This window comes from Pilosibacter rotomagensis (assembly GCF_045062245.2).
Lineage (GTDB): Bacteria > Bacillota > Clostridia > Lachnospirales > Lachnospiraceae > Pilosibacter.
The window spans coordinates 15,001-40,813 of sequence record NZ_CM170323.1 but is presented as its reverse complement, the minus strand read 5'-3'; the positions used below and the strand labels follow the sequence as shown (position 1 = coordinate 40,813).

Genomic DNA, 25,813 nt, shown 5'->3' with positions numbered 1-25,813 from the left:
GTCAACCTTCCTGGTATTGTTTTATCGATTCTTTTTATGATCTGTATGTCATCTCGCTCTGATGACGTACAGATACGAATATTTTTATCGTGTTCTGTTTGCAAACCGCCTTGGGCGGGCTCTTTTCCGAGTATGGGCTTCAGCCGCATAATAGTAACATTATAGTAAACTTTTTTTCAAAAATCAATGTTTTTCCTGTCCATGACTTTGCAGAACACTACCCCCGCCGCCGTACTCGCGATCGTCGCGAGCAGCGCCGGTCCCGCGATCGCTGCCGGATCGACGCTGCCGTACTGGCTGCGGTAGGCGATCATGTTGATGGGGATCAGCTGCAGGGACGAGATGTTGATGATCAGAAATGTACACATCTCGTTGCTGGCGGTCCCGGCCGGGCGCTTCCATCTGTACAGTTTTTCTTTTGACTTCGGCTTATCCGGAGTCTCCTCGTATGACCGTCTCCGCTCCCCGGATATTCCGCAATCTTCTTCCCGGTCCTCTCTCCAGCAAATCCCGCCTCTTCTCTCATCCTCCAGCTTTCCCAGCTCCTCCATCGCCTTCAATCCCGCCGGGGTTGCCGCCCAGCCGAGTCCCAGCATATTTGCGATCATATTTGTCGCGATATACTGCCCTGCCGGATGTCCGTCGGGGAGATTTGGGAAGAGGAATCTGATCACCGGGCGCATTTTTTTCGTGAGCGCCTCAATGAGACCGGCTCGCTCCCCGATCTTTAAGATCCCGCACCAGAACGACATGATCCCGAGCATGGTGACTCCCAGAGTCACCGCCTCTTTCGCCGAATCCAGCAGCCCGTTCGTCACTTCCCCCATATTTCCATGAAACGCCGCCCAGAAGATCCCGGCGGCCATCATCCCAGCCCACAGCGCATTTAACATAAAAAGATCCCGCATTTCTGTCTGAAGAGGTGAAATCCCCGAAAATCCGGTAAAAGACCGGATCCATCGGGTTATCACCTGAGTTTCTTCATTCTATGACAGAAATGCAGGATCTATGAATCTCCGCAACTTTACAATACTTTGTGGATTATGAGCTATTCTCCGCACAGCGCCGCCATGACTTCCGGCACCGTCTCGATCTTCTCGCAGCGGTACGCGTTGCTCCCGCAGAACAGCAGCGCGTCATCGATCTTTCCTTCCGCGGCATTGATAAGCGCCTTCGTGATGCAGTACGGCGTTGTCGCCGGATCACAATGCTCCAGGCACCTGAAACAGTGCTCGACCTTGACCGGGCCTTTCGCGACACGCTCTAAGAACTTGTTTTTGATCGCACGCCCCGGCATTCCGACCGGACTCTTCACGATCACGATGTCTTCCTCTTTTGCGTTAATGTATGCCTCTTTGTAAGCGATATCCGCGTCACATTCCTCGGTGGTCACAAATCTCGTCGCCGCCTGGACTCCTTCTGCTCCAAGTTCAAACTGATGCAGAACGTCCTTATAGTCGAAAATTCCGCCCGCCGTGATGACCGGGATATGCTTTTTATACTTCTCGGCAAAGCTTTTCACCGTCTCGATGATCCCGCGGACCTCCTTGTCGTATGCCGGCTCATCATATGTCTCCGCCACATGATCCGTATCGGCTCCAAGCTCCGTAAGCTGTTCCCTGGAAAATCCAAGGTGACCGCCCGCGCAGGGACCTTCCACCACGATGAAATCCGGTGCCGTATGGTACTTTCTGTCCCACATCCGGCAGATGACAAGTGCCGATTTCACAGAAGAAACGATCGGCGCGATCATCGTGCGGCGCTCTTTTTTTTCTCCGCCGTCCGCTTCGCTCTCCGCCTCCGCGACAAATTTCGGCATGTCGATCGGGAGACCGGCTCCTGAGATGATCACGTCCGCTCCGGCCTTTACGGCCTCTTTTACATAGGATGCGTACTCTTTTGTCGCGACCATGATATTAAAGCCGAGAACGCCCTGCGGCGCTTTCTCTCTGGCTTTTTTAAGCTCTGAATGGATCGCTCTCAAGTTCGCTGCCATCGGATTTTTTCCGAAGTCATGATCCTTAAATCCGATCTGCGCTGTGGAAATGATCCCGATGCCGCCCGCTTTTGCAACGGCTCCGGCGAGCGAAGAAAGACTGATGCCGACCCCCATTCCTCCCTGGATCACCGGGCGCTTCGCCACAAGGTTTCCTATTTTTAATGGTTTCAGGATGTTTGTTTTCTCCATTCTGCCTCCTAGAACTTCCGGAATCTCTCGTAACGGCGTTCTGCTAACGTCTTCCCACCGAGCGGTGTCCATGTTTCAAAGAATTCCTCCATGGCATCTTCCATAGTCTTTGCGATCTCCGGAAGTGTTTCCGGGTCTGCCGGTTCCGGCTCCGGGATAACCCGTTCAATGATTCCAAGTTCTTTTAATTCTTTTGCAGTCATCTTCATGACACGTGCCGCCTCATCGGCGCGTTTGCTGTCTTTCCAGAGGATCGAAGCAAAACCTTCCGGGGAAAGGACGGAATAGACTGCATTTTCCATCATCCAGACCTCATTGGCAACCGCCATGGCGAGTGCTCCGCCGCTTCCGCCTTCCCCGATCACGATCGAGAGGACCGGAACGGTGAGATCGGACATCTCAAAGAGGTTTCTCGCGATCGCCTCGCCCTGTCCGCGCTCCTCGGCTTCCAGACCGCAGAACGCCCCTGGTGTATCCACAAAGCATACCACCGGACGTCCGAAGGTCTCCGCCTGTTTCATGAGACGGAGCGCTTTCCGGTATCCGTCCGGGGACGGCATGCCGAAATTGCGCTTAATGTTTTCTTTTGTATTCTTTCCTTTTTCCTGGCCGATCACTGTCACAGGCATTCCGTGGAAGGACGCGATCCCGCCGACAATGGCGCCGTCGTCCTTGCAGTAGCGGTCTCCGTGAAACTCCATAAAGTCATCAAAGATCGCATGGATATAGTCGGTCGCTACCGGGCGATCCGACTTTCTGGAAAGCAGGACGGAATCCCACGCGCTGCGGATCATTCCGGCGGCTTTTTCCGATGCATGGCGGACTTTCTTTCCACGGGACCGGTTCTCCTCTGAAGCACCTTCCCCGGAATGTTCTCTCTCCCAGGCCGCCAGACATCCGCTCTCCGGCTTTTTATGAAGCTTTAAGATCATCGCCAGCGTTTCCTTTAATTCCTCACGCTTTACGATCTTATCGACAAAACCGTGCTCTACGAGGAACTCGGCTCTCTGGAAACCTTCCGGGAGCTTCTGCCCGATCGTCTGCTCGATGACACGCGGTCCGGCAAATCCGATGAGTGCCCCCGGCTCCGCAAGGATGATATCTCCGAGCATCGCGAAACTTGCCGTCACGCCGCCCGTCGTCGGATCGGTCAGAACACTCACATAGAGCTGTCCGGCCTCATGATGTCTCTTTAACGCAGCGGACGTCTTTGCCATCTGCATCAGGGAGACCATGCCTTCCTGCATTCTCGCGCCGCCGGAGCAGGCGAAGAGGATCACCGGAAGTTTTTCCGCTGTGGCGCGCTCGACCGCCCGTGTGATCTTTTCTCCTACATTGTGGCCCATGCTGCTCATTAAAAATCTCGCATCGCAGACGCCGACAACCGTCTCTTCCCCGTGGATCCGGCATTTTCCGGTGACGATCGCCTCGTTGAGTCTCGATTTTTCTCTTGCCGCCGCAAGTTTCTTCTCGTATCCCGGGAAATTTAACGGGTTGGAGACTTCCATCTCCTTGTCCCACTCCTCAAAGCTTCCCTCGTCAGCGATCATCTCGATCCTGCGGTACGCATGGACACGGAAATATCCGCCGCATTTCGGACAGATATAAAAGTTCGCGCGGACATCATCCGTATAGATCGGTTTTCCGCACTTATTACATTTTTTCCACAGACCGGCAGGAATTACCGGTGCGTCTTCCTGCTCTGCTTTCGCAGATTCCTTTTCTTCCGCGCGGTATCTCATATCGATCTTTGTATATGTTTTCTTAAACATATCCCTTAACATACAAAAAAGCTCCTTTCCAGTCTATGGAAACACAATTTTTATTCTTTACAATACTCCGGAAAATGGGACGGGATAAAGTTTGTATCCACCTCGCCCGCCTGGAAATCCGGATCACTGATGATGTCATACTGGAAATCCAGATTTGTGTTGATCCCCTCGATAACAAGCTCTCCGAGTGCGCTGCGCATCTTCGCGATCGCAGACGCGCGGTCCTTGTCGCGGACGATCAGCTTTAAGATCATGGAGTCATAGTTCGGCGGGATCCGGTAATTATTGTAAACAGCCGTATCGACACGGACTCCGCGTCCGCCCGGAAGATGAATGTCTGTGATCATGCCCGGGCACGGCATAAAGTTCTTCTCCGGATTCTCCGCGTTGATCCTGCACTCGATCGCATGCCCGGAGATCCTGATATCTTCCTGGCGCACAGAGAGCGGCTCACCGGAGGCGATCCTGATCTGCTCCTTGATGAGATCCATATCGGTGACAGACTCCGTTACCGGGTGTTCCACCTGGATCCTCGTGTTCATTTCCATGAAATAGAAATTTTTCTGTTTATCCAAAAGGAACTCGATGGTTCCCGCATTCTCATATCCGACTGCTTTCGCCGCCCGGACCGCCGTCTCCCCCATCTTTTTGCGGAGTTCATCGGAGATCGCCGCAGACGGGGATTCCTCAAGAACCTTCTGGTGTCTCCTCTGGATCGAGCAGTCGCGCTCACCGAGATGGACCACATTTCCGTAACGGTCGCCTAAGATCTGGAACTCGATGTGGCGCGGATTCTCCACAAACCGCTCGATATACATGGTATTATCGGAAAATCCCTTGACGGATTCCATCTGGGCATTTAAGAAGTTCGCCTCGAAATCTTCCTCCGACCTCGAAACACGCATTCCCTTTCCGCCGCCGCCGCTGGACGCCTTGATCATCACCGGAAAGCCGACCTCTTTCGCGGTCTTAAGGCCTTCCTCCACAGTGTAGACCGGCTCTTTGCTTCCCGGAACCACAGGAACGCCCGCCGCCATCATAGTTTTTCTCGCCTCGGACTTATTTCCCATCTTGTTAATGATCTCAGCTGACGGTCCGATAAAGCGGATATTGCACTTTTCACAGAGCTCCGCGAAGCGGGCATTCTCGGACAAAAATCCGAAGCCCGGATGGATAGCATCTGCCTTCATGACAACGCATGCGGTTAAGATCCGCTCCATATCGAGATAACTCTCCGTGGACGGCGCCGGTCCGATACAGATCGCCTCGTCCGCAAGAAGTGTGTGCAGTGCGTCCCGGTCTGCCTCGGAGTAGACGGCAACCGTCTTGATCCCCATCTCCCGGCATGCCCGGATGATCCGAACGGCGATCTCGCCGCGGTTTGCGATTAAAATCTTCTGAAACATCTCTTCACCAGTCCTAACCGATCATAAATGTGAGTTCCGCAGATACCGCGACTTTGCCGTCCACAGTAGCGACCGCCTTTCCAACACCGACCGGTCCTTTCTGCTTGATGATCTCGCATTCCAGACGGAGCTTGTCGCCCGGAACTACTTTCTTCTTAAACTTTACATTATTCATTGCGCCGAAATACGCAGTCTTTCCTTTGTTTCCCTCAACGCTTAAGATCGCGACAGCGCCTGTCTGTGCCAGCGCCTCAACGATCAGGACGCCCGGCATGACCGGCTCCTGCGGGAAATGGCCGGCAAAATACGGCTCGTTATATGTTACAGATTTATATCCGACCGCTCTCACGCCCGGTTCCAGCTCCTCGACGCAGTCCACGAGAAGAAACGGATGTCTGTGCGGAATGATCTCCTGAATTTCCTTGATTCCTAACATTTTTCCTCCTGTCGCAGATGATCTGAACCGGTGTTTTCTTCCGGCTGGATCAGACCATCTGCCTGAAACATTTATTACCGTTCGGCCATGCCGAATGCCAGCGCCTACCGGATCCGGAATAACGGCTGACCATACTCGACGGTCTCCTCATTCTTCACGAGGATTTCCTCCACGATCCCGTCGTACTCACTCTCGATCTCGTTCATCAGCTTCATGGCTTCCACGATCCCGATGACCTGACCTTTTTTCACGGTATCTCCAACTTTTACATAATCCTCAGCATCTGGAGCCGGGGAAGAGTAGAAGGTTCCGACGAGCGGGCAGGTGATCACTTTCTCAGAGATCCCGGAAACTTTCTTCTCTTCCTTGTCTCCGGAGACAGACTCTACAGCCGTCACATCAGCCGTCTGGAGCAGTGTTCCCTGGCCTGCGCCCTGCACGATGACCGGAGTCTGAGCCGCCGCAACGATCTTTTTTTCTCTCTTCATCGTCAGCTTCCAGTCGCCTTCTTCCAGCTCGAAGCCGGTCATGCCGTTGTCCGACATTGCTTTCATTAACTCAATGATCTCTTTTACTTCCATTACCGTTCTCCTTACTCCTCAAACTTTCTGACAAGCAGGCACGCGTTGTGTCCGCCGAATCCAAGAGAGTTTGTTAAGACTGCCTTCACATCCATGGAAACGCCCTCGCCCTTTGTGTAGTCAAGATCGCATTCCGGATCGTCCACTTTTAATCCTGCTGTGGCATGAACGAAGCCGTCCTGGATGGATTTTACACAGTCGATGAACTCAACGCCGCCGGCAGCGCCTAAGAGGTGGCCGATCATGGATTTTGTGGAGTTGATCTTTACTTTATATGCATGGTCGCCAAGCGCAAGCTTGATGGCCTTTGTCTCGAATAAATCGTTGTGGTGGGTCGCTGTTCCGTGGGCATTGATGTAATCGATGTCCTCCGGCTTCATTCCCGCGTCAGCAATTGCGTATTCCATTGCCTTTGCGGCACCGCTTCCGTCCTCTGCCGGAGAAGTAATGTGATAAGCATCGCCTGTCGCTCCGTATCCGGCTAACTCCGCGTAGATCTTCGCTCCGCGGGCTTTTGCATGTTCTAATTCTTCTAAGACAACGACACCTGCGCCCTCGCCCATGACGAAACCGTTTCTCTCAAGATCGAACGGAATGGAGGCGCGCTCCGGATCCTCAGAGGTGGAAAGAGCGGTAAGTCCGGAGAATCCCGCAACGCCTAACGGTGTGATGCAGCTCTCAGTTCCGCCTGCGACCATGACCTCCGCCTCGCCGTGCTGGATCGCACGCATCGCCTCACCGATGGAGTTCGTACCGGACGCGCACGCTGTCACGACGTTGATGTTCTTTCCCTTTAAGCCAAACTGGATGGACACGTTTCCTGCTGCCATGTTGCTGATCATGAGCGGCACCAGAAGCGGGTTTACGCGGTTCGGTCCTTTTTCCAGAAGCTTCTTATATTCCTTCTCGATGATCTGTAAGCTTCCGATACCGGAGCTCACGCAGACACCGACACGGAACGGATCTTCCTTTGTCATGTCGAGGGAAGAATCCTCCAGCGCCTGGCGGGCTGCCGCTACCGCAAACTGTGCGAAGCGCTCCATTCTTCTTGCCGCCTTCGGATCCATATAGTCCTTCGGCTCGAAGTCCTTGACCTCTGCCGCGAGCTTTGCTTTATAATCGGTCGTGTCAAAATAGGTGATCGGTCCAAATCCGAGTTTCTTCTCTTTTAATCCGTTCCAAAATGTCTCAACATCGTTTCCGATCGGGGTGATCGCGCCCATTCCTGTTACTACAACTCTTCTCATGCTTTTCGTTCTCCTGTTCTAATTATGCTATCATCCACGCCCCGCGCAGATGATAACCGAAACATCCGCTGTCCGGCTGTGTGGCCGGAACAGGCGCTTTTTCCAACTGTCTTTTACATCGCCATGCCGCCGTCCACATGAAGAACCTGGCCGGTAATATAAGCTGCCTCATCGGAAGCGAGAAATGCGACTGCCTCCGCAATGTCCTTTGTCTCACCGAAACGCTTTAACGGGATCTGCTCGCCCATGGCTTTCTTTACCTCTTCCGGAAGCACATCTGTCATCTCTGTACGGATAAATCCCGGTGCGACTGCGTTTGCTGTGATCCCGCGGCTTCCAAGCTCCCTCGCAACGGATTTTGTGAGTCCGATGATGCCCGCCTTTGACGCGCAGTAGTTTGCCTGTCCGGCATTTCCCATCACTCCGGAAACGGAGGAGATATTGATGATCCGTCCGCCTCTCTGTTTTAACATCTGGCGGGAAACATGCTTGATACAGTTGAACGCACCCTTCAAGTTTGTGGCAATAACCGCGTCAAAATCGTCCTCGGACATCTTCATGATCAGATTGTCTTTCGTGATCCCGGCATTGTTCACCAGAATGTCAAGATGACCGTATTTTTTTACGATCCCATCGATCATTTCTTTGGATTTCTCAAAATCACTGATGCTGCACTGCATGCTCTCCGCCATTCCGCCGTTTGCTGTGATCTCGTTTACGACTTCCTCTGCCTTTGCTGCGGAACCGTTATAGTTGACAATGACGGTCGCGCCGTATCCAGCCAGTGTCAGAGCGATCTGACGGCCGATTCCGCGGCTTGCGCCTGTCACAAGAGCGATTTTTCCTGTTAAATTCATGTTTCCCTCCGTGTTTCTATCTGTCAGCCGTCAGGGGTTTATCTCTGACGACATTATTTACTAATTTCTCTTTCGATCACTTAGTTCAGCTTCTCCAGATCCTCAAATTTCTCAATGTTGATGACCGTCGCTTCCCTGTTGATCTTTCTGATAAATCCAGCTAACGTCTTTCCCGGTCCGATCTCGATAAACCGGTCAACACCGTCCGCCAGCATGGTCTCCACGCTCTGCTGCCATCTGACAGAAGAAGATACCTGACGTGTCAAAAGCGGCTTTACGTCCTCTGCCTTTGTCACATAAGCGGCTGTCACGTTCGCCACATACGGGATCACCGGCTCAGATACCGGAATATTTTCCAGGAATTTTCCAAGCTTCTCTCCGGCTTCCTCTAAAAGATAGGAGTGGAACGGACCGCTTACATTGAGCGGGATCACGCGTCTTGCGCCCGCCTCTTTTAACTTCACCGCCGCAATCTCCACTGCCTCCTTGAGACCGGAGATCACAATCTGGCCCGGGCAGTTGTAGTTTGCGACCTGCACGTTCGGGATCTCGTCCACAACTGCATTGATCTCATCTGCCGTCATGCCGAGGACAGCGCTCATTCCGCCGACTCCCGCCGGAACTGCCTCCTGCATGAGGATTCCTCTCTCCCGAACCGTGCGGATCGCGTCGTCCGCCGTCATAACGCCTGCTGCCACCAGTGCGCAGTACTCGCCAAGGCTTAAGCCAGCCGCCACATCCGCATGGATGCCCCGCTCCTCCATCACCTTCATCATGGCAACGCTCGTGGTCACCATTGCCGCCTGCGTATACTCCGTGATGTCCAGACGGTCATTTTTCTCAAAACATAACTCCGGAACGGAAAAGCCTAAAAGCTCCGTCGCACGGTCAAATACTGCCTTTGCCGTCTCCGAATTTTCATAAAAATCCTGGCCCATGCCGCATACCTGCGCGCCCTGTCCCGGAAAAATAAATGCTGTCTTTCCCATGATTCTCCTTACTTCTGACATCCGCCAAGCAGCTTGTCTGCCTGCTCCATCATCTCATCGATCATTTCCTTACATGTCTGCTCTTTCGTTACAAGACCTGCGATCTGGCCTGCCATGACGGTTCCATTTGTAGTATCGCCTTCCTGAACGGCTTTCCTGAGGGTTCCAAGTGTCAGATACTCAAGCTCCTCAAAGGATTTTCCTTCTGCCTCAAGTCGGTTATACTCTCTTGTCATCTGGTTTCTCAGGCAGCGGACCGGATGTCCGTGGGTTCTTCCTGTCACAGCGGAATCGATATCTTTTGCCTTAATGATTCTCTGCTTATAATTTTCATGAACGATGGATTCCTTTGCGACAACAAATCTTGTTCCCATCTGGACTGCCTCAGCGCCCAGCATGAAGGCCGCCGCGATTCCTCTTCCATCGCCGATGCCGCCTGCCGCGATGACCGGGATAGATACCGCGTCAACGACCTGCGGAACGAGAGTCATGGTGGTCGCCTCACCGATATGTCCGCCGGATTCGGTTCCCTCAGCAACGACAGCATCAGCGCCGCCGCGCTCCATAAGCTTCGCAAGAGCCACAGAAGCAACGACCGGGATTACGATGATTCCTGCTTCCTTCCACATCTTCATGTACTTTGCAGGATTTCCGGCTCCTGTCGTAACGACCTTCACGCCCTCTTCAACAACCACCTTCGCCACATCATCCGCATACGGACTCATTAGCATCACATTGACACCGAACGGCTTCTTTGTCAGTGCTTTCGCCTTACGGATCTCTTCACGGACAACCTCTCCCGGTGCATTTGCGCCGCCGATGAGGCCAAGACCGCCTGCCTCGGAAACAGCGGCAGCAAGATGATGCTCAGCGACCCAGGCCATACCGCCCTGAATGATCGGATATTCGATTCCCAGCATTTCTGTAATTCTTGTCTTCATTTTTATTGCTCTCACTTCCTGAAATCTATCTGTCGGGTATTGCCCGGAATTATCTTTATATCAGTAAAACGCGTCATAGACGCGTTTTTACTCTGGTTTATTCGGTTTGATTATTCCTCAACACCTTTATCTTTTAAGTACTTCATAACATCGCCGACCGTTGCAAGATTCTGAAGGTCCTCAGCCGGGATCTCTACGGAATACTCATCCTCAAGAGCCATAACAAGCTCAAATAAGTCAAGGGAATCTGCACCAAGGTCATCCTTGAAGGAAGTTGCCTCTGTGATGCTGTCTGCGTCTGTGCTTAACTGCTCTGCGATGATTTCTTTCATTTTTTCTAACATGATTTGATCTCCTTTAAATGTTCTTATTATTTGTATTTTATGAGTTTTTGCATTTTTTTGTTTTTTTAAATTATTTCTTATTATGTAGATAATTTCTCCTGCTTTCCGGATGAATCAGATATCTACCACTCCATGAGCACTGCACCCCAGGTCATTCCGGCTCCGAAGCCTGACATGATGATCTTGTCGCCCCGCTTCAGCATGTCCTTCTGGATCATATCGTTTAACAGTAACGGAATCGATGCCGTTGATGTATTTCCAAACTGACCGATCGTCATCGGGAATTTCTCCATCGGCTCCTTCAGACGTCTGGCCGCTGCCTCAATGATCCGCTCATTCGCCTGATGAAGAACATAATATTTAATGTCTTCCTTTTTTGTCCCGGTCCGCTGTAAAAGCTCCATAACACTCTCCGGCACCTTCCGCACTGCGAATTTGAAAACTTCCTGTCCATCCATGGTCATAAATCCGAGCTCCGGCTTTGTCCCTGTGAGAAAGTTTCCGACGGTTCTCGAGGTGCAGGCAAGAACATCACCCTTTGTTCCGTCCGCTCCCATCATCATGTCGATGATTCCGGTCTCTTCCGCTTTTAAAACGGCTGCCCCTGCTCCGTCTCCAAAGAGGACACAGGTGCCGCGGTCACTCCAGTCTGTCACTTTGCTGAGGGTTTCTGCCCCGATGATCAGCGCCGTCTTGTAAATTCCGGCTTTAAAAAATCCTTCCACGATATTCATGGCGAAAATAAATCCCGCGCATGCCGCCGAGATATCGAAGGCAACTGCATTCACTGCCCCGATGGCCGCCTGAACACTGCAGGCATCGCTGGGATAATTCCGGTCCGGGGACGAAGTCCCGAGAATGATGATATCCAGCTCTTCCGGGGCAACTCCTGCTGCCGCAAGCGCCCGCTCAGCCGCCTTCGCCGCCAGATGGCGCGTTCCCTCTCCGGAGGAGATCCGGCGTTCCCGGATTCCGGTCCGTGTCCGGATCCACTCGTCATTCGTGTCCACGATCTTCGCCAGATCGTCGTTTGTAATCAAATTCTCCGGCACATACGCGCCGATTCCAGCAATTCTGGCTGTCATCATCTTCTAAATCCTGCCATTTCATTGATGCGAAGAAATTCTTTTCCCCGCAGTAGTTTTTGATTTCAAATAGTTTGATATTCAAAATGTTTGATTCTAATGGTAATAGATGTCTGCTGTTTTGTCAAGTGAATTTTTTTAATCCGGCCCTGACGTCCCGTTCCATGATATATTTCTGCTTTCTGCAACCATTTTTCTCCTCTTCTGGACTGGTCAAATTATTTAAAATTCCTTCCGCCTTTGGCTACACCCACCTCGGCGACTGCATGATCATCCTGACCGTCTGCTTATTTGGCACAAGACGCGGCGTCCTCACCGGTGCCATCGGCGCAGGTCTCTCCGATTTTCTCGGCGGCTACGCGGTATGGGTTCTCCCGACCATGGTATTAAAAGGTCTCCGGGCGTTCATCGCCGGAACTATCGCCTACAAACTTCTGCCAAACTTTAAATATTCCTGGCTCGTCGGTGCTATCGTCGGCGGCATCGCCCATATTATCGGCTACACGCTCGTAAAGATCCCGCTCTACGGCACCGTTGTTGCCTTCGGTGAAATGTTCACCCTGTCCATGCAGACCATCGCAGGAATCGTCCTCGGAGGCGTGGTCTACACGATCCTTGTACAGTCCCCGGCGATCCGAACATTAAAGGCAAAATTTGCGTAAAAGAAAAGGTGCAAAAATGCTCCGTTCTCCTAAAACAATCATGTAATTGGGAGAACGGAGCATTTTATATTACAACTATTATTTCAATCGCTGTCATTTAAACCCATTGCGCCACACTGCTATTGCCAAAATAATAGCGCAAGCATATCTTAATATTTCAGATACATAATAAATCTTATTTCCATTTACCTCAGCGGCCTCCTGTGCAAATTTCTGCTCAATAAACCCTCTTACACCTAGTTCTATAAGAAGTGCCATTACTAATCCCAGCGAAAACATTCTCATACCCTTTGTATAGCTATATAACGATAATAAAAACACTACTGAAACGCCTAAGTTACATAATGTTAACCACATTTTTTTCTTCATATAGATCGCCCCCCGCTATGCTGATTGTTTCCGTTTCATCTACTTGAATTATATCATTCCCCCCCCCACTATTTTCAATCAATATTTATCTTCTTATCGTATTATTAAGACATTTGTTATTTTTTTGTTATTTGTCTGTAATTTTTCATAAAAAAGAAGACGTACCACCCGTCATCTCACTCAATAACCAGCGACACATCTTCTTCTCGAATTCCCTATTCCTGCTCATCCAAAAGCATCTGATACACATCCCGCTTTCCAATCCCGCGGTCCTTCGCCACAAGCTTCATCGCCTCTTTTTTCTCGATCCCCTGTGACAGATAAACATCCATGTGTTCAGCGATCGACATGGATTCCCATGTCTGTTCCTTCTCTTTTTTGATCTCCTCCGGGCTCTTTCCCTCGACCACGATGACACATTCGCCCCGCGGTTCCTCCGTCTCAAAGTGATCTAATGCCCCCTGAAACGTAGTTCGGAATGCCGTCTCATACTTCTTTGTGAGTTCCCGGCAGATCGTGATCCTCCGGTCCCCTAACGCCTCAAGAAGCTCTTCCAAGGTCCGTACCAGACGGTGCGGCGCCTCATAGAGGATGATCGTCCGTGTCTCAGACTTTAATTCTTCCAAAATTCTCTGCTTTTCCTTCTTATCCGACGGCAGAAACGCCTCAAACGCAAACCGTCTCGTCGCCATTCCGGAGATCGTGAGTGCCGTGATGCATGCCGCCGGCCCCGGAAGAGAAGTCAGCTCGATTCCGGCCTCATAGCACTGCTTTACAAGCTCCTCGCCCGGATCCGAGATCCCCGGTGTCCCGGCATCCGTGATCAGTGCGATATTGGTGCCTTCCTTCATCTTCTCGACGAGATATCTCGCCTTTTCCACCTTGTTGAACTCATGATAACTGGTCATCGGCGTTTTGATGTCAAAATGGTTTAAGAGCTTGATGCTGTGTCTCGTATCCTCCGCAGCGATCAGATCGACCTCTTTCAACGTATTTAACACCCGCAGCGTGATATCGTCCAGATTCCCGATGGGCGTTGCACATAAATATAATTTTCCCTGCATGACCAATTCCTCCTGCTGCCCGATGCTGCTTTTTCACCGACAGCTTTTTATCTCAACATTTCCGTAACGCGAGTTTACAGATGATTCCATTCCGGCTTGGCAAGATCCGCGACTATTCCTACATTATCCGGATCTTTTCGTTTAGAAAATTCCTGTCATTTTTCCGTCTCATCCGCCTAAAAAACCCTCACAACAATTTAATACCCGTAAATCGAATAGATCTCATCCGTATACACGCCCGGCTCCTTATAAACAATCACCGGCGCCTCGACCTTCATCCAGGCTCCGCCGCCGCGGACCGCCTCGATGAGGACCATGTTCGCGTCCTTATCCTTGAACGGATGGACCATTTTCATCCGCTTCGGCTCCAGCTTATACTGCTTCATCGTCCCGAAGATCTCGATCAGACGGTGCGGCCGGTGGACCATATACATCCTTCCGCCCGGTTTCAGGACCTTCGCGCCTTCCCGCACAACATCCTCCAGCGTGCAGAGGACCTCATGTCTCGAGATCGCCTTCACTTCCGTCGGGTTCTTTAACCCATGAGCGTCATTCATATACGGCGGATTTGTCGTAACGACATCAAAGGAAGCCGCTCCGAAAATCCGGCTGGCTTCCTTGATATCTCCATGTACGATCTCGATTTTTTCTTCCAGATGGTTCAGTTTCACACTCCGCTCTGCCATCTCGGCGATCTCATCCTGGATCTCAAGTGCCGAAAAATGTTCTCCCTGCGTTTTTGCGGAGAGAAGAAGCGGGATGATCCCCGTTCCTGTTCCGAGATCCAGCGCCCGCTCTCCCGGTTTCACCGCCGCAAATCCGGAAAGCAGCACCGCATCCATTCCAAAGCAGAATCCATCTGTCTTCTGGATGATCTGCAGACCATTTCTCTGAAGATCATCCAGCCGTTCATTTTCCTTTAACTCAATCGCCATCGAGTTTCGATTTCCCTTCTTTTTTCTCCAGTGCCTCTAACTGCTTTAACTCCGCATCGTTGGATGACTGTTTTTCCCGTCTCTTTTTCGGCCGGAATTTCAGCTGATCCACCTTATACTCACGGATCTCCTTCTCATCGTTATTTACCGTCACGATGACCTTCACGAGCTGGCGCAGGATGCTGACGCTGTGGACTTCACCCTTTAAACCGTCGTCCGTCGTCACATAGTCACCGATATTCGGAAGTCTTCCGTTCAACTCCTCGTATGTGTCCTCCTCGTACTTTAAGCAGCACATCAGTCTGCCGCAGACGCCGGAGATCTTCGTCGGATTTAAGGACAGGTTCTGCTCCTTCGCCATCTTGATCGATACCGGGATAAACTCGGAAAGATACGACGCACAGCAGAGCGGTCTTCCGCAGATCCCGATCCCGCCGACGATCTTTGTCTCATCGCGGACACCGATCTGTCGGAGCTCGATCCTCGTCTTAAACACGGACGCCAGATCCTTTACCAGCTCACGGAAGTCGATCCTTCCATCTGCCGTAAAGTAGAACAATACTTTATTGTTGTCAAACGTATACTCCGTGTCAATGAGTTTCATGCTGAGGTTGTGTTTCTTGATCTTCTCAACGCAGACCTTGAACGCCTCTTTTTCTTTCTCCTTGTTGCGGCGCTCCGTCTCCTCATCCGCCGGTGTTGCCATGCGGATCACGGATTTCAGCGGCTGGATCACCTTTTTATCGTCCACCTCGTGAGTTCCGAGCACCACATATCCGTACTCCACGCCTCTGGCCGTCTCGACGATCACATGATCGCCTGTTTTGATCTCATTTTCACCAGGGCTGAAATAATATACTTTTCCCGCTTTCCGGAAGCGGATCCCGATTACTTTCGTCATTCTTTGCTCCTTATGACGGGTTCTTCATGGTCAGCAGGAGTAATTCCATCGCCAATTCCATATTTACGTTTGCGTTCAAACGTGTTCTCGCTGTGTCGATCGCCGCAAGGATCGCTTCCAGACCGGCATAGTCGACTTTTTCTCCCGTCTCATTGATCATTTTATATTCATCTTTGAAGATCAGCAGGTTCATGTCCTTTGTGACCTTGAACATGAGCACGTCCCGGTACCAGAGCTGCATCAGATCCAGCACCTCGCCGATATCAAAGTTCTGCTCTTTCATCTCGCGGATGCAATCTAAAAGCATGGAAATGTCCATCGTCCTGACATTCTTTACGAGGACCATGACCTTCTGGAAAAGCTCCTTAAACTCATCAGAAGATGCCAGATGGATCGCTTTCCCGAGATTTCCCCTTGCAAACGCGGTGCAGATATCTGCGTCCTTCTCCGGAACATGGAGATTCTGCGTCAGATAGCTCTTGATCGTAAAATCCTTCAGCGGCTTTAATTTCATCTGCACACACCTGGAGAGGATCGTCGGAAGAAACGCCTCCTGGTTCGTCGTGATCAGAATGATGACCGCGTAGGACGGCGGCTCCTCGATCGTCTTTAACAGGGCATTCTGCGCCTGGACCGTCATTTTTTCCGCCTCATCCACGATATAGATCTTATAATAGCTGCTGTACGGACGGATCATGATCGTATCATTGATCTGTTCCCGCACATCATCCACGCCGATACTTCCCGGCTTTTCATGCGTCACATAGATGAGATCCGGATGATTTCCGCTCATCACCTGCTTGCAGGAATGGCATATCATACACGGCTCACTTCCGCCTTTCTCGCACAGGAGCGTCATCGCAAACGCATTCGCGATCGATTTTCTTCCCATGCCGGCTTCTCCCGTCAGGATATAAGCATGTGAGATCTTATGGTTCTGGATCGCCTTTTTAAAGTGATCTTTCACCATCTCATTCCCGAGGATCTCTTCAAATCCCATGATCTTTTCTTCTGACATAGCCGCATCCCTCCTCATCCTGTTGGTTCCGGCAGTGCTTTTTACGCCGGAGCTTCCCGGTTCGAACAGAACATTTAACTGTTCCCGCTAACGGTGTTTCCATTTTATCTTACCACAAAATAACGCCTATAAAAAGTTATTTATCCAAATCCCTTAGGATTTCTTCCACGCACATTTCCATATCCGTATTCTGATATCTCTTCGTAATTCCCAGGCGTTCCAGATTTTCCTCTGAAAAATCTTTTTCGTCTGCAAGGTATCTCCGGCAGACTTCCCGATAATTCGGCTTTTTCTGGTTTTCCTCGCGTTTGACGGCCCTGAGAAGCCGGATCCCATCCGGGACCTCGATATAGACCGGAACCATCTTTCCCGCTTCAAAATAGGCACACATCTTCTCGTAAGATTCCAGTGTCCCGATCATAAGACAGGACTCGTCGTCGGCAACATCAAACTGCCCGTCATCCACTGTATAGTAAGTCCACGGACCGGCGATCGTCTGATAAGTTCTCGACTCGATCACCTTTCCGGAAGCCAGCTGCCGCTCCAGCTCCTCGCGGTCGGTAAAGAAATATTCCACTCCGTCCGTCTCGCCTTCCCGGATCGGTCTTGTTGTATACATCGTCACCGTCCGCAGCTTTGGTCTCCATTTCAGGATTTCCTTATACAGTGTATCTTTTCCTGTCGCGCTCTTTCCAAGAAGATAATATATCCTGCCCATTTGTTTCTCTCAGCCTTCTGTATTATAATTTTTATCCCAGTCAGATAAGACTTTTCGATCGAACTTTTACAACCATTTTTCAGGTTCTATCTTTTCATTGTATCAAAATCAGAGGTCTCGTGCAACCGTTGTTTCCATCCTCGCTCGATAATTCTTATCCTTTTAAAGTAACAAAAATTTGTCTCCTGGGAAATATTCTTGCCTGATAAGCCTCTTCATTTCGGATGCAGCCACCTCTTATGCACTTGAATTACTAACGTTTTCCTTTTTCCTCAGCATCCTTTATGAACAAGCCCTGGCGTCTGACATGTTAAGATCACGTCCGTATCCGGATCAGCCGGCCCCTGGACAAGAAGTCCTGCTGCCTTGTACGCCACGATCTTCTCCACGATCGCATCCGTGAAGACCTCTCCCGGCGCGATGATCGGGATTCCCGGCGGATACAGATACACAAACTCCGCAGATACCTTTCCGACCGTATCCTGAAGCGCTGTGCGCTCCGTATCGGCATTCATCGCCTCGCAGATGAGCATTCTCCTGACTGGGTGCAAAACTTTGGATTCCGTGACTTCTGGAGTCTCACATCTTTCTTTTTCCTTTGACTCACCTTTTTCTTTTTGCTGTTCATGCTCCACGCAGTGTCTCAATGCCCCGTCAATCTCCAGCAGCGCCGTTCCAAGCCGCTCAAATCCTTCTTCCGTGTCCATCAGCGACGTCATCGCGATCACATACTCCGGCGCTGTCATCTCCATCTCAAGATGGTATTTTCTCCTCAGTGTCTCCGCCAGCTCTTCCCCGTGAAACTCCTCTGCGCGCATCGTGGAAACCACGATCTTCGACGGATCCCATCCGATCACCGTCCGATATTTCCCACAGATTTCCCGGTCCAGGATCTCAAGTACCTGAAGTCCTTCCATCCGCTCCATAAAGTGCTCCAGTCTTTCCTCATACCGGACCATCTCATTTCTTCCGTCCCCGTCCATATACCAGATGCACCGCTCCATCCCAGCCATAAAAAGGTATGACGGGCTGGACGTCTGAAACATGGACAAATACCTCGAAACTCTGTCCTGATCCACAAGTTTTCCCTTCACATGCAGGATTGCCGTCTGGGTAAAGGACGGCAGCGTTTTATGAAGGCTCTGGATCACAAGATCCGCCCCGTATTCCAGCGCCGATTTCGGAAAGCCGTGACACTGATCTGCATACTCCAGATGCGCCCCATGCGCCTCATCGACGATCAACGGGATCCCGTATTCATGAGCCGCATCCGCGATCGCCCGGATATCCGACACCACGCCTTCATAGGTTGGAGATGTGATGAGCACTGCCTGGATTTTCGTGATTTTTCCTCTCACATCCCCCGAATTTCCCGCACAGCGCATCGCATCCTTTTCAAGCGCTTTTCTCACGTCCTCCGCACAGATTCCTCCATTGATCCCGAATTCCGTGATCTCCTCCGGATACAGATATTCAGCCTCCAGCCGGTTCAGGCAGATCGCATGGTACACCGCCTTATGACAGTTTCTCGCTGTCAGGATCTTTCCGCCGTTTTCCGTAGTCGCAAAAACTGCACTTAAAATCCCGCATGTACTCCCATTCACAAGATACCAGGACCGGTCCGCCCCGTAGATCGCAGCCGCCTCATCCATGGCGTCCTTCAAAATTCCTTCCGCATGATGCAGGTTGTCAAACCCATCGATCTCCGTGATATCGATCCCATACGGGTCCGGAAATCCCCCCGGGATCCCATCCGGAATCTCCCGTCTTTTATGTCCCGGCATATGAAATGGATACGCATCCGATCCCGCATATTCTGTCAGCCGTTCTAAAAGTCCCGGCTGTTTTTCTTTTCTGTAATTCAAAATTTTTATTCTCCTGTTTCCCATCTGACTGCAAACGAACTGGAAATTGCCCGTCAAATTCGAATCCACATTCGTTATAAAGTATTTTTCTCTTTTTGCTCCGAGAGAAGTTTCTCGATCTGCGACTGTCTGATAAGAATCGCATTCACCTTATCATGGAGGTCTTCAATCATGATCTCGGTTTTCAGGTTTACCTTATAATCGTTTTCAGCACGCCGGCGGTCTTTTTCCTCCTGTCGGTTCTGACTCATCATGATCAGCGGTGCCTGAATGGCTGCAACGCAGGACAGGACAAGGTTCAGCAGGATAAACGGATATGCGTCAAACGCTTTTGACGCAAGAATCGTGTTGATGACCATCCACAGGATCAGCCCACCTGTAAAGGAAAATATAAACGCCCAACTGCCTGCAAATTTTGCGATCGTGTCAGCTGCCCGCTGCCCGAGTGTGTACTTTTCTTTCTCTTTTTCAGGACTGACTGAAATCTTACTGTCTGCTAAAAGGTTCAAAACTTCCTCATCCGTCATATCGTGCCGGATGTCCTTCAGCACTTCTTTCAATAATTTTCTGTTCTCTTTCATGATGATACTCCTTCCAATTCGATCAATTGGTAAAATTTATTTGCGCAGCCCCCCCCCGGAACAGTTCCCTGATTTTTTGTTTATAAATCTGACAAGTAGCGCATTTGACAACAGCATAACAACCACATATATACCCAACGGCAGAAACATGAACGGTACTACATCCAATAATGCACTCCAGTCTTCTTTGTTCACCCAGTCTAATATCTGTCTGTATTCCATAAGAAGTGTCAATGCTACAAATGCCGGCTTACTTTACAAGCTCCGCTTTTACCTCCGGAAACATATACCAAATTTCCGCGACTTCATCCCCGGCTGCCTGATAAAAACTGTAGCTGCCGTAAACCATCGAATCGCATCCGTCCGATGCCAGTCTCACCGTTATCTGTGTCCCATCCGCCTTTGTAAGCGTCAGGATCCCGTTATACGGACATTCTTTCGCTTCATCAAAAGATGCCCCCGACAGGATCTCCTCCAGCCTTTTTAACAATTCCGGATCCTGCAGCGTCTCGGATATTCCCACGACTTCCGAGTCAGCTTCCACGTCAGCAGAATCTTTGCTCTCCAAGCCTTTCTCTTTCTCCAGCTCTTTGGAAATCGGGATTACCTCAAGTTCCGCACTCGTAATTTCTTTCATGTCTTCCGTTCCTACCGTCTGAAATTCACATTTTTCCTCAGCAATTCTTAATGCCGGAACCGTGATCTCATCCGGATCCGGGTTTTCTGACTCATAAATTTCCTGGCTTGCCGTATATGTGATCCCATCTATTCCATACATTACCGGATCAATGATCTCATCCGAGCCGGTGATCTCTTTCTCCTGATCCTCAGTCAAAGGAATATATTCCTCCAGTACCTCTGCATCTTCAAATCTTCGGACGGTAAGATATCCGCCGTCCTCCGGTGGTGACATCCGCACGCCGCGCTCCTTTACAGTCTCCAGATACCGGACCCCCTCGTCACCGTCACAGAGGCTGTATGTAAATGCTTTTCTGAGTTCTTCCGATTCTTCCATTCCGCTCGGAACAAAAAACAGAACATCCTTTGCTTCCGTGTAATACATTTCATAAACATTTTCAAAAGTATATACTTTTTCAAAAATACTTTCGTCCTCGTTCCACTTTTCAGCCTCGATCACATCATCAATGCTGTAAATGCTGAGATCTTGTAATGGATCCTCCTTGCCTTTTCGAAATCCCAGGACATACCCGTAACCATTTTCCGTCTCCCGTCCAACAAAATCATACGCATCCCGGATCTCTCCGCCGCAGGATGCTGCCTTTTCCGGATCCATATCCGAAAATTTATGATCTCCATCAAAGGATTCCAATTCTGTTACGATCCACCGACGTTCTTCCTCCGAAAGTGGCTGAAAGGCCAGATCTTCCCTCTGATCATCTTTTTCCATTTCAGGACTATTTCGTTCCTCTGTCTGTGGCTCACTCGGATCTTCTACCGGAACAAAAGCCGGCGAACACCCTGTCAGCCAGATTCCCAGTCCTAAAGCTGCCGCCATCATCCAAATCTTTTTCACCTTGCCACCTTCTTTTCAAAAAACTGAACTCGCCTGTCACTGAACTTGTTACCGATATTCTATCATCCATAATTTTTTCACACAAGCGAGCACCCCCATATTTAAGGAAACTGTAAACATGTTATCATTTTGTTATTTTCATAAACAGGATTTTTCATCGTAAATTTCATTCCAGTATCTCTTCTGTAACTATCGGCAGAGTATGATATAATATATTTGTTCACCCTTGTGTATCTTTTGGATACAGCAATACAAGCGTATTTTCATCGTTCAATACGCCAGAAAGAGAGGATTCTATGAAATACAGAATTATTGGCACAACTATCCCTGCAGTTGAGATCAAATTTGATGCTCCAGGCGAAACTATGTACACACAGTCCGGCGGAATGTCCTGGATGTCTGAAGGGATTTCCATGTCCACAAACACACGCGGCGGATTTATGAAAGGTCTTGGCCGCATGTTTGCCGGTGAATCCATGTTTATGGCTACCTACCGTGCGGATGCTCCGGGTGCCACGATCGCATTTGCGTCAACTGTACCTGGTCAGGTTCTTCCGATCGACGCGGCAGAAAACGGCGGCATGATCTGCCAGAAAGGTGCATTCCTCTGCGCACAGGATTCTGTAAATCTTGATGTCACCTTCACAAAGAAATTTACTTCCGGACTGTTTGGCGGCGAAGGCTTCATCCTTGAATCCATCTCCGGTTCCGGAATGGCCTTTCTCGAAATCGACGGCGATGTTGTCGAGAAACAGCTCGCACCGGGCGAAGTGATCAAAGTTGATACAGGAAATATCGTTGCGTTCGAGAAAACCTTAAAATATGAAGTTGAGACGATCAAAGGCCTTGGAAACATCTTCTTCGGCGGCGAAGGTCTCTTCCTCACAAAGCTTACCGGTCCTGGCCGTGTGATCCTTCAGACTCAGAATATCGCTGATTTCGCCGGACGCATTGCACAGTTCATTCCGACAAAATCAAACTGATCTTCGACTTTCAACAACATATACTTTAACCTAAAAAAGAGGTTGCTGTGTGAATGTGCAGCAACCTCTTTTTTAGCAAACTTTAGAATACGAAAAAACGGAAACCTCTCGGCTTCCGCAACTTAATGAGACATCGGGGATTCGAACCCCGGACAACTTGATTAAAAGTCAAGTGCTCTACCGACTGAGCTAATATCCCATACAACTATTAAGTTGTAATGCCCAAAGCTGGAATCGAACCAGCGACACGAGGATTTTCAGTCCTCTGCTCTACCAACTGAGCTATCTGGGCATAATTGCGGGGGCAGGATTTGAACCTACGACCTTCGGGTTATGAGCCCGACGAGCTTCCAGACTGCTCCACCCCGCGATACCTTATTATTATACACAATAAATATCGAAAAATCAATACCTATTTTAATGGGCGGAGGTGGATTCGAACCACCGAAGCAAGTTGCAGCAGATTTACAGTCTGTCCCCTTTGGCCACTCGGGAATCCGCCCATAAGAATTATTTAGTTTTTGAAACTAAAAGCCGATGATCGGACTCGAACCGATAACCTGCTGATTACAAATCAGCTGCTCTGCCAATTGAGCCACATCGGCATATCTTTAAAAGTGGGACCTATAGGGCTCGAACCTATGACCCTCTGCTTGTAAGGCAGATGCTCTCCCAGCTGAGCTAAGATCCCATATTTAAAAATAAATACATACAAAACCATGTATGCGCGACCCGGATGGGATTCGAACCCACGACCTCCGCCGTGACAGGGCGGCGCTCTAACCAGCTGAGCCACCGGGCCATACAAGGTATTTAACATACCTTCAAAATCACATACTGAACTCCATCAACCTTCGAATCTTCACTTGACCTTTCTGGATAAGCCCTCGACCGATTAGTAACAGTCAGCTCCATGCATTGCTGCACTTCCACCTCTGCCCTATCTACCTCGTCGTCTTCAAGGGGTCTTACTTCTTAACGAATGGGATATCTCATCTTGAGGGGGGCTTCACGCTTAGATGCCTTCAGCGTTTATCCCTGCCAGACTTGGCTACCCGGCCATGAGCTTAGCAGCTCAACCGGTACACCAGCGGTCCGTCCATCCCGGTCCTCTCGTACTAAGGACAGCTCCTCTCAAATATCCTCCGCCTGCGCCGGATAGGGACCGAACTGTCTCACGACGTTCTGAACCCAGCTCGCGTACCGCTTTAATGGGCGAACAGCCCAACCCTTGGGACCTACTTCAGCCCCAGGATGCGATGAGCCGACATCGAGGTGCCAAACCACTCCGTCGATGTGAACTCTTGGGAGTGATAAGCCTGTTATCCCCAGGGTAGCTTTTATCCGTTGAGCGATGGCAATCCCACTTTCATACCACCGGATCACTAAGTCCTAGTTTCCTACCTGCTCGACCCGTCGGTCTCGCAGTCAAGCTCCCTTCTGCCTTTGCACTCTTCGAATGGTTTCCAACCATTCTGAGGGAACCTTTGAGCGCCTCCGATACCCTTTCGGAGGCGACCGCCCCAGTCAAACTCCCCACCTGACATTGTCCCCGATCCAGATCATGGACCATGGTTAGAAACCCAGTAACGCAAGGGTGGTATCCCAACAGCGGCTCATACGAAACCGGAGTTCCGTACTCGTAGCCTCCCACCTATCCTGTGCATGCATTACCGAATCCCAGTATCAAGCTGGAGTAAAGCTCCATGGGGTCTTTCCGTCCTGGCGCAGGTAACCAGCATCTTCACTGGTATTTCAATTTCACCGGGTGCATTGTCGAGACAGCGCTCAAATCATTACGCCTTTCGTGCGGGTCGGAACTTACCCGACAAGGAATTTCGCTACCTTAGGACCGTTATAGTTACGGCCGCCGTTTACTGGGGCTTCAATTCAAAGCTTCGATTGCTCTAACCTCTCCTCTTAACCTTCCAGCACCGGGCAGGCGTCAGCCCATATACATCACCTTACGGTTTCGCATAGACCTGTGTTTTTGCTAAACAGTTGCTTGAGCCTATTCTCTGCGGCCAGATCTCTCTGGCACCCCTTATCCCGAAGTTACGGGGTCATTTTGCCGAGTTCCTTAACAATGCTTCTCCCGCCGGCCTTAGGATTCTCTCCTCATCCACCTGTGTCGGTTTACGGTACGGGCACATGATACACAATAGCGGCTTTTCTCGGCAGCTGGAATCAGATGCTTCCCTACTTTGGTTCGGTCCGCGTCACGTCTTTGGCTTGTCAGGCGGATTTGCCTGCCTGACACCTCCTACGCTTGCCCGGAGTTCTGTTCCCCGGTCATCTTATCCCTCTGCGTCCCCACAGTTCTGATATCATGTGGTACAGGAATCTAAACCTGTTGTCCATCAGCTACGCTTCTCAGCCTTGCCTTAGGCCCCGACTTACCCAGGGCAGATCAGCTTTACCCTGGAAACCTTAGATATTCGGCCTGGAGGATTCCCACCTCCATCTCGCTACTCATTCCGGCATTCTCTCTTCCTAAAAGTCCACAGCTCCTTATCGGTACTGCTTCGCCCCTTTAAGAATGCTCCTCTACCAATGACCTAAGTCATTCCTGAGCTTCGGTGTTGTGTTTCAGCCCCGGACATTTTCGGCGCAGGACCTCTCGACTAGTGAGCTATTACGCACTCTTTGAATGTGTGGCTGCTTCTGAGCCAACATCCTAGTTGTCTTTGAAATCCCACATCCTTTTCCACTTAACACACACTTTGGGACCTTAGCTGCAGGTCTGGGCTCTTTCCCTTTTGACGACCCAACTTATCTCGTGCCGTCTGACTCCCGTACATCATCTGTATGGCATTCGGAGTTTGATATTCTTCGGTAGGCTTTGACGCCCCCTAGGAAATTCAGTGCTCTACCTCCACCAGACTAATACGAGGCTAGCCCTAAAGCTATTTCGAGGAGAACCAGCTATCTCCGGGTTCGATTGGAATTTCTCCCCTATCCACACCTCATCGCCACCCTTTTCAACGGATGTGCGTTCGGTCCTCCACGAAATTTTACTTTCGCTTCAACCTGGACATGGATAGATCACCCGGTTTCGGGTCTGCACATGCTGACTTGACGCCCTATTCAGACTTGCTCTCGCTTCGGCTCCGCACCTTTAGTGCTTAACCTTGCCAGCATCCGCAACTCGCCGGACCGTTCTACAAAAAGTACGCGGTTGCACCTTAACGTGCTTCCACAGCTTGTAAACACAGGGTTTCAGGTTCTCTTTCACTCCCCTCCCGGGGTCCTTTTCACCTTTCCTTCACAGTACTATGCGCTATCGGTCACTAAGGAGTATTTAGCCTTGGGGGGTGGTCCCCCCGACTTCCTGCAA

23 protein-coding genes, 7 tRNA genes and 1 rRNA gene (1 of these 31 cut by a window edge) are annotated in these 25,813 nt (G+C 50.4%); 2 read left to right on the top strand and 29 right to left on the bottom strand.

Annotation, left to right across the window (positions count from 1 at the left end; genetic code table 11):
• Window positions 1-176: 176 nt before the first annotated feature.
• From ACI3EW_RS00220 to ACI3EW_RS00165, 12 genes are all read right to left on the bottom strand, one after another.
• The gene (locus ACI3EW_RS00220) at window positions 177-893 is read right to left on the bottom strand and encodes a nucleoside recognition protein (RefSeq protein WP_405582002.1); all 717 of its coding nucleotides are present in this window, start codon (window positions 891-893) and stop codon (window positions 177-179) included.
• A 155-nt stretch (window positions 894-1,048) separates the two neighbouring features.
• On the bottom strand, window positions 1,049-2,188 hold the full coding sequence (locus tag ACI3EW_RS00215) for a nitronate monooxygenase family protein (protein ID WP_329752204.1): 1,140 nt from the start codon (window positions 2,186-2,188) through the stop codon (window positions 1,049-1,051).
• Between the two features lie 8 nt (window positions 2,189-2,196).
• Window positions 2,197-3,972: an acetyl-CoA carboxylase carboxyltransferase subunit alpha gene (locus ACI3EW_RS00210; RefSeq protein WP_118321832.1), complete on the bottom strand. Its 1,776-nt coding sequence runs from the start codon at window positions 3,970-3,972 to the stop codon at window positions 2,197-2,199.
• Between the two features lie 38 nt (window positions 3,973-4,010).
• Complete coding sequence (locus ACI3EW_RS00205; protein ID WP_405581999.1) at window positions 4,011-5,366, bottom strand: acetyl-CoA carboxylase biotin carboxylase subunit; 1,356 nt, start codon at window positions 5,364-5,366, stop codon at window positions 4,011-4,013.
• A gap of 13 nt (window positions 5,367-5,379) precedes the next feature.
• Window positions 5,380-5,802: a 3-hydroxyacyl-ACP dehydratase FabZ gene (gene fabZ / locus ACI3EW_RS00200; protein WP_117513024.1), complete on the bottom strand. Its 423-nt coding sequence runs from the start codon at window positions 5,800-5,802 to the stop codon at window positions 5,380-5,382.
• A 104-nt stretch (window positions 5,803-5,906) separates the two neighbouring features.
• Complete coding sequence (gene accB / locus ACI3EW_RS00195) at window positions 5,907-6,383, bottom strand: acetyl-CoA carboxylase biotin carboxyl carrier protein (RefSeq protein ID WP_118298271.1); 477 nt, start codon at window positions 6,381-6,383, stop codon at window positions 5,907-5,909.
• 11 nt (window positions 6,384-6,394) lie between these two features.
• Complete coding sequence (gene fabF, locus ACI3EW_RS00190; RefSeq protein ID WP_405581994.1) at window positions 6,395-7,630, bottom strand: beta-ketoacyl-ACP synthase II; 1,236 nt, start codon at window positions 7,628-7,630, stop codon at window positions 6,395-6,397.
• A 113-nt stretch (window positions 7,631-7,743) separates the two neighbouring features.
• Window positions 7,744-8,487: a 3-oxoacyl-[acyl-carrier-protein] reductase gene (gene fabG / locus ACI3EW_RS00185; protein WP_405581991.1), complete on the bottom strand. Its 744-nt coding sequence runs from the start codon at window positions 8,485-8,487 to the stop codon at window positions 7,744-7,746.
• An 80-nt stretch (window positions 8,488-8,567) separates the two neighbouring features.
• Window positions 8,568-9,476 (bottom strand): ACP S-malonyltransferase, encoded by a 909-nt coding sequence (gene fabD / locus ACI3EW_RS00180; protein ID WP_405581988.1) that lies wholly within the window; start codon window positions 9,474-9,476, stop codon window positions 8,568-8,570.
• Between the two features lie 8 nt (window positions 9,477-9,484).
• On the bottom strand, window positions 9,485-10,432 hold the full coding sequence (fabK, locus tag ACI3EW_RS00175) for an enoyl-[acyl-carrier-protein] reductase FabK (protein WP_405581986.1): 948 nt from the start codon (window positions 10,430-10,432) through the stop codon (window positions 9,485-9,487).
• A gap of 95 nt (window positions 10,433-10,527) precedes the next feature.
• Entirely contained in the window at window positions 10,528-10,761 is a 234-nt protein-coding gene (gene acpP, locus ACI3EW_RS00170) for an acyl carrier protein (protein WP_015553932.1), read from the bottom strand.
• 122 nt (window positions 10,762-10,883) lie between these two features.
• Complete coding sequence (locus ACI3EW_RS00165) at window positions 10,884-11,849, bottom strand: beta-ketoacyl-ACP synthase III (protein WP_405581982.1); 966 nt, start codon at window positions 11,847-11,849, stop codon at window positions 10,884-10,886.
• 83 nt (window positions 11,850-11,932) lie between these two features.
• Here ACI3EW_RS00165 and ACI3EW_RS00160 point away from each other — a divergent pair, with 83 nt between their 5' ends.
• Window positions 11,933-12,508, top strand: a complete 576-nt coding sequence (locus ACI3EW_RS00160; RefSeq protein ID WP_405581979.1) for an ECF transporter S component — start codon at window positions 11,933-11,935, stop codon at window positions 12,506-12,508.
• A gap of 93 nt (window positions 12,509-12,601) precedes the next feature.
• On the opposite strand, the gene ACI3EW_RS00155 is transcribed toward ACI3EW_RS00160, so the two are convergent.
• The 9 genes from ACI3EW_RS00155 to ACI3EW_RS00115 form a co-directional block, all read right to left on the bottom strand.
• Window positions 12,602-12,877, bottom strand: a complete 276-nt coding sequence (locus ACI3EW_RS00155; RefSeq protein ID WP_142410767.1) for a hypothetical protein — start codon at window positions 12,875-12,877, stop codon at window positions 12,602-12,604.
• Window positions 12,878-13,092: 215 nt separating this feature from the next.
• Window positions 13,093-13,941, bottom strand: coding sequence for a 16S rRNA (cytidine(1402)-2'-O)-methyltransferase (gene rsmI, locus ACI3EW_RS00150; protein ID WP_405581976.1), 849 nt, complete (start codon window positions 13,939-13,941; stop codon window positions 13,093-13,095).
• A gap of 197 nt (window positions 13,942-14,138) precedes the next feature.
• On the bottom strand, window positions 14,139-14,876 hold the full coding sequence (locus ACI3EW_RS00145; RefSeq protein ID WP_118321839.1) for a tRNA1(Val) (adenine(37)-N6)-methyltransferase: 738 nt from the start codon (window positions 14,874-14,876) through the stop codon (window positions 14,139-14,141).
• A complete protein-coding gene (locus ACI3EW_RS00140) occupies window positions 14,866-15,777 on the bottom strand; it encodes a PSP1 domain-containing protein (RefSeq protein WP_117483866.1) in 912 nt (303 codons plus the stop codon). Before ACI3EW_RS00140 ends, ACI3EW_RS00145 begins: the two co-directional genes overlap by 11 nt.
• Window positions 15,778-15,787: 10 nt before the next feature.
• Window positions 15,788-16,795 (bottom strand): DNA polymerase III subunit delta', encoded by a 1,008-nt coding sequence (gene holB / locus ACI3EW_RS00135; RefSeq protein ID WP_252197347.1) that lies wholly within the window; start codon window positions 16,793-16,795, stop codon window positions 15,788-15,790.
• Between the two features lie 136 nt (window positions 16,796-16,931).
• Window positions 16,932-17,513, bottom strand: coding sequence for a nucleoside/nucleotide kinase family protein (locus tag ACI3EW_RS00130; protein ID WP_405581972.1), 582 nt, complete (start codon window positions 17,511-17,513; stop codon window positions 16,932-16,934).
• A gap of 272 nt (window positions 17,514-17,785) precedes the next feature.
• The gene (locus ACI3EW_RS00125) at window positions 17,786-19,378 is read right to left on the bottom strand and encodes an aminotransferase class I/II-fold pyridoxal phosphate-dependent enzyme (protein ID WP_405581969.1); all 1,593 of its coding nucleotides are present in this window, start codon (window positions 19,376-19,378) and stop codon (window positions 17,786-17,788) included.
• Window positions 19,379-19,452: 74 nt separating this feature from the next.
• A complete protein-coding gene (locus tag ACI3EW_RS00120) occupies window positions 19,453-19,959 on the bottom strand; it encodes a DUF1003 domain-containing protein (protein WP_142410761.1) in 507 nt (168 codons plus the stop codon).
• Between the two features lie 250 nt (window positions 19,960-20,209).
• On the bottom strand, window positions 20,210-21,493 hold the full coding sequence (locus ACI3EW_RS00115) for a hypothetical protein (protein ID WP_405581966.1): 1,284 nt from the start codon (window positions 21,491-21,493) through the stop codon (window positions 20,210-20,212).
• A 296-nt stretch (window positions 21,494-21,789) separates the two neighbouring features.
• Here ACI3EW_RS00115 and ACI3EW_RS00110 point away from each other — a divergent pair, with 296 nt between their 5' ends.
• On the top strand, window positions 21,790-22,476 hold the full coding sequence (locus ACI3EW_RS00110) for a TIGR00266 family protein (protein ID WP_118532130.1): 687 nt from the start codon (window positions 21,790-21,792) through the stop codon (window positions 22,474-22,476).
• Window positions 22,477-22,602: 126 nt separating this feature from the next.
• On the opposite strand, the gene ACI3EW_RS00105 is transcribed toward ACI3EW_RS00110, so the two are convergent.
• From ACI3EW_RS00105 to ACI3EW_RS00070, 8 genes are all read right to left on the bottom strand, one after another.
• Window positions 22,603-22,675 (bottom strand) — tRNA-Lys (locus ACI3EW_RS00105).
• Window positions 22,676-22,695: 20 nt separating this feature from the next.
• Window positions 22,696-22,768, bottom strand: a tRNA-Phe gene (locus ACI3EW_RS00100).
• 4 nt (window positions 22,769-22,772) lie between these two features.
• Window positions 22,773-22,846: transfer RNA gene (locus ACI3EW_RS00095), tRNA-Met, on the bottom strand.
• 51 nt (window positions 22,847-22,897) lie between these two features.
• Window positions 22,898-22,979 (bottom strand) — tRNA-Tyr (locus ACI3EW_RS00090).
• 29 nt (window positions 22,980-23,008) lie between these two features.
• A tRNA-Thr gene (locus tag ACI3EW_RS00085) sits at window positions 23,009-23,081 on the bottom strand.
• Between the two features lie 13 nt (window positions 23,082-23,094).
• Window positions 23,095-23,167 (bottom strand) — tRNA-Val (locus tag ACI3EW_RS00080).
• Window positions 23,168-23,204: 37 nt separating this feature from the next.
• Window positions 23,205-23,278, bottom strand: a tRNA-Asp gene (locus ACI3EW_RS00075).
• Window positions 23,279-23,351: 73 nt separating this feature from the next.
• Window positions 23,352-25,813: ribosomal RNA gene (locus ACI3EW_RS00070) — 23S ribosomal RNA — on the bottom strand; it runs 426 nt beyond the window's last position.